Raw genomic sequence first — 5,620 nt, 5'->3', positions numbered from 1 at the left:
CCGCACGCGGTGCCGACCGGGTTATCCAGCATCTCGGCAATGGCGGGGATTTCTGCCTGCTTACGATTGCTCGGCGCCATGACGCGTCCGCGACTGGCGAACCAGGCTTCCATTTTTTCCAACCACTGTTGCTGAATGACTAACTCACTGCCGCTAGCATTGGCAGCGGCCTGCGCGCTGAGATCGTCGCTGGTCGGTCCTAAACCACCGTTAACGATCAGCACGTCTGCAATCTGGCTGCGGCTCTGCAGCGCCTCCACCAGCGAGCTCATCGCATCACCGACGGTGCTGCGGCTGGTCATCGGCAAACCGTGCTGGAACAGCACATCGGCCAGCCAGGCGGCGTTGGTATCGACAATCTGCCCATGTAACACTTCATCGCCCGTTGAGAGCATTTCTACACGTATCACGTTGCGTTCTCCTTTTCCCTGTCGCTTTACTGTAGGAAGCGCGCAGGCGAAACACAATCGCGGATGATGCGAAACAGGGATTTAGCGGGAATAAGCGGCGGGATAATCAGGAAGCGGGCGCGAAGCGTGTCGCGCCCGTTGGAACTTAACGTCGAGCCAGCAGTAAACCGACAAACAGGCCAGCGGCGGCACCGATGCCAATCCCCTGCCACGGTTTTTCATGCACATAATCATCGGCGCGGTAAGCCGCGTTTTTGGCACGATAGTAATAGCTGTCTGACGCCTGGCTAACGCGCGATTTCACGTCTTCCAGCGCTTGTTCAGCTTTGAGTTTCAACTCGATGTATTTCTGATCGGCCGGATCGCCTGATGCGCGTAACACTTCTTCCAGCGTTTCCGTCAGCAGCGCCAGGTCGTCGTCAAGGTGCGTTTCAAATTGGTCTGAAGATGACACTATGTAGTTCCTCCATGTTCCTAACTCGTTGTGGTTTAACTATAGTCTTAAATTCCAGCTTTGCTGGACGGCGACTGCCAGGATTTAACCGAGTTTCGTCCATCTCAATGCAAAGTTGTGTCATCAGCGGCGGAGCGGCGCGAATTCTGCTTCGCTTATTTGATTAATCTGATAAATTTTCCGCAGACTGAATTTTTTATTTCCACGACTGTCGTAACCCCCTGTAGTCAGACGTTTCTCGTCTTACGAGAGTCAAAATACACCCGAGCAGCTAAGGATTAGATTTCCGGCATGAATCGTAGAAAATTTATGAAAGCGTCCATGGCCCTCTCCGCTGTTAGCGGCATGACGGGTCTCTCCACGCTGTTTGCACAATCCGCCTGGGCCGATGATGGTATCGCCGACGGTACCGCAGTGCGCTTCGATTTCGACTCACTGAAAAAGAAAGCCTCCGCACTGGCAAAACAGCCCTGGGGCGGCGCACCTGGCCCCTTGCCCGACACCCTGGCCAATCTAACTCCGCAGGCCTATAACGAAATTCAGTACGACGCCAATCACTCGCTGTGGAACAACATCGCCGACCGCGAGCTGGACGTGCAATTCTTCCACGTCGGTATGGGCTTCAAGCGCCGCATCCGCATGTTCTCGGTCGATGCCGACAGCCGTGAAGCGCGTGAGATTCACTTCCGCCCGGAGCTGTTCAACTATCACAACGCTAACGTTGATACCAAACAGCTTGTCGGTAAAACCGATCTCGGTTTTGCCGGTTTCCGTGCGTTTAAGAAGCCGGAACTGGCGCGCCGCGATATCGTCTCTTTCCTCGGAGCCAGCTATTTCCGCGCGGTGGATGAGACCTTCCAGTACGGTCTCTCCGCACGCGGCGTGGCGGTCAACACGTTTAGCAACGGCAAAGAAGAGTTCCCGGACTTCACCGCATTCTGGTTTGAAACACCAAAAGCGGATGACACCACTTTTGTAGTTTATGCCCTGCTGGATGGCGCGAGCGTTACCGGTGCGTATAAGTTCACCATTCACTGCGAAGAAAAACGCGTGGTGATGGAGGTAGAAAACCACCTGTTTGCACGTAACGACATCCGCCAGCTCGGCATCGCGCCGATGACCAGCATGTTCAGCTGTGGCACCAACGAGCGCCGCATGTGCAACACTTACCATCCGCAAATTCACGACTCCGATCGCCTGGCGATGTGGACCGGTGAAGGCGAATGGATTGCGCGTCCGCTGAACAACCCGCAGCGTTTGCAGTTCAACGCCTATCAGGACGAAAACCCGCGTGGTTTTGGCCTGTTGCAGCTGGATCATGACTTCAAAAATTATCAGGATGTGATTGGCTGGTACGACAAACGTCCAAGCCTGTGGGTGGAACCGATTGGTAAATGGGGCAAAGGCGCCATTAACGTAATGGAGATTCCAACCACCGGTGAAACGCTGGACAACGTGGTGTGCTTCTGGCAGCCATCAGAACCAGTGAAAGCCGGCAGCGAGTTCAACTTCCAGTACAAGCTCTACTGGAGTCAGTTGCCGCCAGTGCGCAGTGGTTTGGCGCGTGTTGATGCCACTCGCACCGGTATCGGTGGCTTCCCGGAAGGCTGGGCGCCAGGCGAACACTTCCCGGAAACCTGGTCACGTCGCTTTGCCATTGATTTTGTTGGTGGCGATCTGAAAGCCGCAGCGCCGAAAGGCATTGAGCCGGTGATTACCGTTTCAGAAGGCACATTCAAGCAGGTTGAGATTCTCTACGTCGAGCCGCTGAACGGTTACCGCATTCTGTTTGACTGGTATCCGAATAGCGACTCGACCAAACCGGTTGATATGCGCCTGTTCCTGCGTACCAAAGATGAGACGCTGAGTGAAACCTGGCTTTATCAGTACTTCCCGCCGCCGCCGGATCAACGTAAATATGTTGATGACCGGCAGATGACGCCGGGCTGATGATAACGGCGAGGAGCAATCCTCGCCGTTATGCTTTCTGCATGCCGATGTGGGGAATGTCATCTTCCATATACACTTCAGTTACCGCTTTAAAGCCCAGACGACCGTAGAAACCTTCCAGATGTGCCTGCGCAGAAAGATAGATAGCGCGTTGCGACCAATGCTTCTCACAGCTTTCCAGCGCCTTCTCCATCAAGCGATATCCCAGCTTCAATCCGCGCGCCTCTTCAGAGACGATCACACGACCAATCAGCACCGGCGCAGAGTCTAGCGCGGGCGTTAACACGCGTGCATAGGCCAGCAGCTTACCGTCGAGAAATCCCATAATGTGGCGGTTATCGGCGGCTAAATCCTGACCATCAATATCCTGATACGGACAGTTTTGTTCCACGATGAAGACATGATTGCGCAGCGCCAGCAGCGTGTAGAGTTGCTGCGCCGTCAGTTCACTGTGGTGGCAATCAAGCCAAAGCATTTCCATGGTGCTTCCTTGTCTAAGCAAAAAAAGTGATCCGTTGAGAATATCACACCGGCTACGCCAAACGCAGTGAGCGGCAGCCGCAGCTGAAAACCTCGTGGTGACTCTGTGCTCAATATCTCACTACACAGTAAATTGCAGGCAAAAAAAATCAGGCCCGAAGGCCCGATTTAGTCATGACGCGGGTCTGTATTACATCAGCGGCTGCGCCATCTGCACCAGTGTAATCAGCGGCTGCGGATAAACACCGAGCAGCAGTACCAAAATCGCAGAGATCAGCACCACAACACCACCCGCCGTAAACGCCCAGTTGGCTTGCGTATCGCGGTTGTGCAGTTCCGGCGGGCTGAGATACAGACTCACCGTTACGCGCAGATAGTAGTAAAGACCAATCGCACTACCTGCGACCACTGCACCACTCAACCACCACAGATGTGCGTTCACACTTGAGGCGATAACGTAGAACTTACCGATGAAGCCGAGCGTCATTGGGATACCGGCCAGTGACAACATCATCACCGTCATTACCGCAGACAGAATCGGACGATGCCAGAACAGACCGCGATAAGAATAGAGCGTGTCGGCATCCGGGCCACGATACGGGCTCGACATCAGGCTAACCACGCCGAACGCGCCCAGGCTGCTGAACAGGTAACCAGCCAGATATACGCCCGCGGTTTCCAGTGACAGCTGATGGGTTTTCACCGCAATCAGCGCCACTAACAGATAACCAAGGTGCGCGATTGATGAGTAACCCAGCAGACGCTTGATGTTGCTCTGGGAAATCGCCATCAGGTTACCGAACAGAATCGATGCGAAGGCAATGATGCCCAGCACGGTACGAACGGCTTCGCTATCTGTCACTGGCGCGTACATGAACAGGCGCATAATCACACCAAAGATGGCGATCTTGCTGGCGGTAGCGAGGAAGGTTGAAACCGGCGCAGGCGCACCCTGATAAACGTCCGGCGTCCACAGATGGAACGGAACCAGCGACAGTTTGAAGCCCAGACCGATAATCATCATGCCAAGACCCAGCAGCAACAGCGGCTCCTGAATCATGCTATCACTCAGACTTTTACCCAGCTGCACAAAGCTCAGGCTGCCGGAATCTGCATAAATCAGCGCGATACCAAACAGCAGAAACGATGAGGCCGCCGCCGACAGGATGGTGTATTTCAGTGACGCTTCCAGTGAACGTTTTTGGCGGAAAGCATAACCAATCAAACCAAACAGCGGCAGTGACAGCAGTTCGATACCGATGAACAGCGCAGCCAGATGGTTGGCGCTCGCCAGCACAATCCCGCCGAGTGCCGCAATCAGCACCAGCAGATAAAACTCATCTTTGTTGTCCGGGAAACCGGCCAGCCACGGATAAGCGAAGGTGCAGGTGGCTAAACTCGCCAGCACCACCAGCGCGGTGTAGAACATCGAATAGCCATCAACGCGCAGCAGCGGCGTGACGTCCATCGCTCCCGCCTGGCCAACAAACCACAGAGAAAACAGCGCAATGTTAAGTCCGATCACCGTCAACGTGGCATTAACAAAGTGATTGCGTCGCCACGCAATGGACAGCATCACCACCACCACCGTCAATCCGACGATCAACAGCGGCAGTAACGCGATCAGATGTTGAGGAGTTATTGTCATGGCGAATTACGGCCTTGTAGTTGAAATTGAAGCGGTAAACCACTGCTGAATATTGCTCATCGCAGCATGGGATGTGTCGAGGATTGGCTGTGGATAAATCCCCAGCAGCACCAGCAACACTACCAATACGCCGATAGTCAGGAACTCACGCGGTGACATGCCTGGCAGCGGATCTTTCGACTTGGCTTCGCCGAAGTAAGCGCGCTGCATCATGATCAGGGAGTAAACCGAAGCAAACACCAGACCAAAGGTTGCGATGACGATAATCACCGGCACCACCTGGAAACTGCCGGTCAGAATCATGAATTCGCCAACAAAGTTACCGGTGCCCGGCATACCGAGGTTCGCAACCGCAAAGAACAGTGACAGACCCGGAATCCATTTGATACGTGACCACAAACCGCCCATCTGACGAAGGTCGCGGGTATGCAGACGCTCATACAGCTGACCACACAAGATGAACAGTGCTGCAGCAGAAAGACCGTGCGCAATCATCTGAATTACTGCGCCCTGGAAGGCCAGTTGGCTGCCGGTGTAGATGGCGATCAACACGAAGCCCATGTGCGAAATAGAGGTGTAAGCAATCAAACGTTTGATATCGAACTGCGAGAACGCCATCCATGCACCGTAGAAGATGCCGATGATACCGAGCCACATGGCAATCGGTGCGAACTCTGC

6 protein-coding genes are annotated in these 5,620 nt (G+C 54.3%); 1 reads left to right on the top strand and 5 read right to left on the bottom strand.

Features of this window, described 5'->3' with window-relative positions; all coding sequences use genetic code 11:
• Window positions 1-410, bottom strand: a 410-nt coding sequence (locus RTY00_RS18560; protein ID WP_312665414.1) for a molybdopterin-binding protein, incomplete at its 3' end; no start/stop codon positions are given.
• A gap of 145 nt (window positions 411-555) precedes the next feature.
• Window positions 556-864: a stress response protein ElaB gene (elaB, locus tag RTY00_RS18555; protein ID WP_008105125.1), complete on the bottom strand. Its 309-nt coding sequence runs from the start codon at window positions 862-864 to the stop codon at window positions 556-558.
• Window positions 865-1,155: 291 nt separating this feature from the next.
• Between elaB and RTY00_RS18550 the strand changes: the two genes are divergently transcribed.
• On the top strand, window positions 1,156-2,814 hold the full coding sequence (locus RTY00_RS18550) for a glucan biosynthesis protein D (RefSeq protein ID WP_008105127.1): 1,659 nt from the start codon (window positions 1,156-1,158) through the stop codon (window positions 2,812-2,814).
• Between the two features lie 28 nt (window positions 2,815-2,842).
• On the opposite strand, the gene RTY00_RS18545 is transcribed toward RTY00_RS18550, so the two are convergent.
• The 3 genes from RTY00_RS18545 to RTY00_RS18535 all read right to left on the bottom strand — a co-directional run.
• Window positions 2,843-3,295: a GNAT family N-acetyltransferase gene (locus RTY00_RS18545; protein WP_312665413.1), complete on the bottom strand. Its 453-nt coding sequence runs from the start codon at window positions 3,293-3,295 to the stop codon at window positions 2,843-2,845.
• A gap of 189 nt (window positions 3,296-3,484) precedes the next feature.
• Window positions 3,485-4,942: an NADH-quinone oxidoreductase subunit NuoN gene (nuoN, locus tag RTY00_RS18540; protein WP_008105131.1), complete on the bottom strand. Its 1,458-nt coding sequence runs from the start codon at window positions 4,940-4,942 to the stop codon at window positions 3,485-3,487.
• A gap of 6 nt (window positions 4,943-4,948) precedes the next feature.
• A partial coding sequence (locus tag RTY00_RS18535) for an NADH-quinone oxidoreductase subunit M (protein WP_312665411.1) occupies window positions 4,949-5,620 on the bottom strand: 672 nt, incomplete at its 5' end.

It is taken from the genome of Pantoea sp. CTOTU49201, from assembly GCF_032054795.1.
GTDB lineage: Bacteria > Pseudomonadota > Gammaproteobacteria > Enterobacterales > Enterobacteriaceae > Pantoea > Pantoea symbiotica.
Note: the sequence above shows the minus strand (reverse complement) of the source record. Positions and strands in the feature narration are given on the sequence as shown.

Bases quoted from the DNA above. Each gene is read 5' to 3' on its own strand.
- RTY00_RS18550 (WP_008105127.1), top strand. From the start codon at position 1,156: ATGAATCGTAGAAAATTTATGAAAGCGTCCATGGCCCTCTCCGCTGTT.
- RTY00_RS18545 (WP_312665413.1), bottom strand. From the start codon at position 3,295: ATGGAAATGCTTTGGCTTGATTGCCACCACAGTGAACTGACGGCGCAG.
- nuoN (WP_008105131.1), bottom strand. From the start codon at position 4,942: ATGACAATAACTCCTCAACATCTGATCGCGTTACTGCCGCTGTTGATC.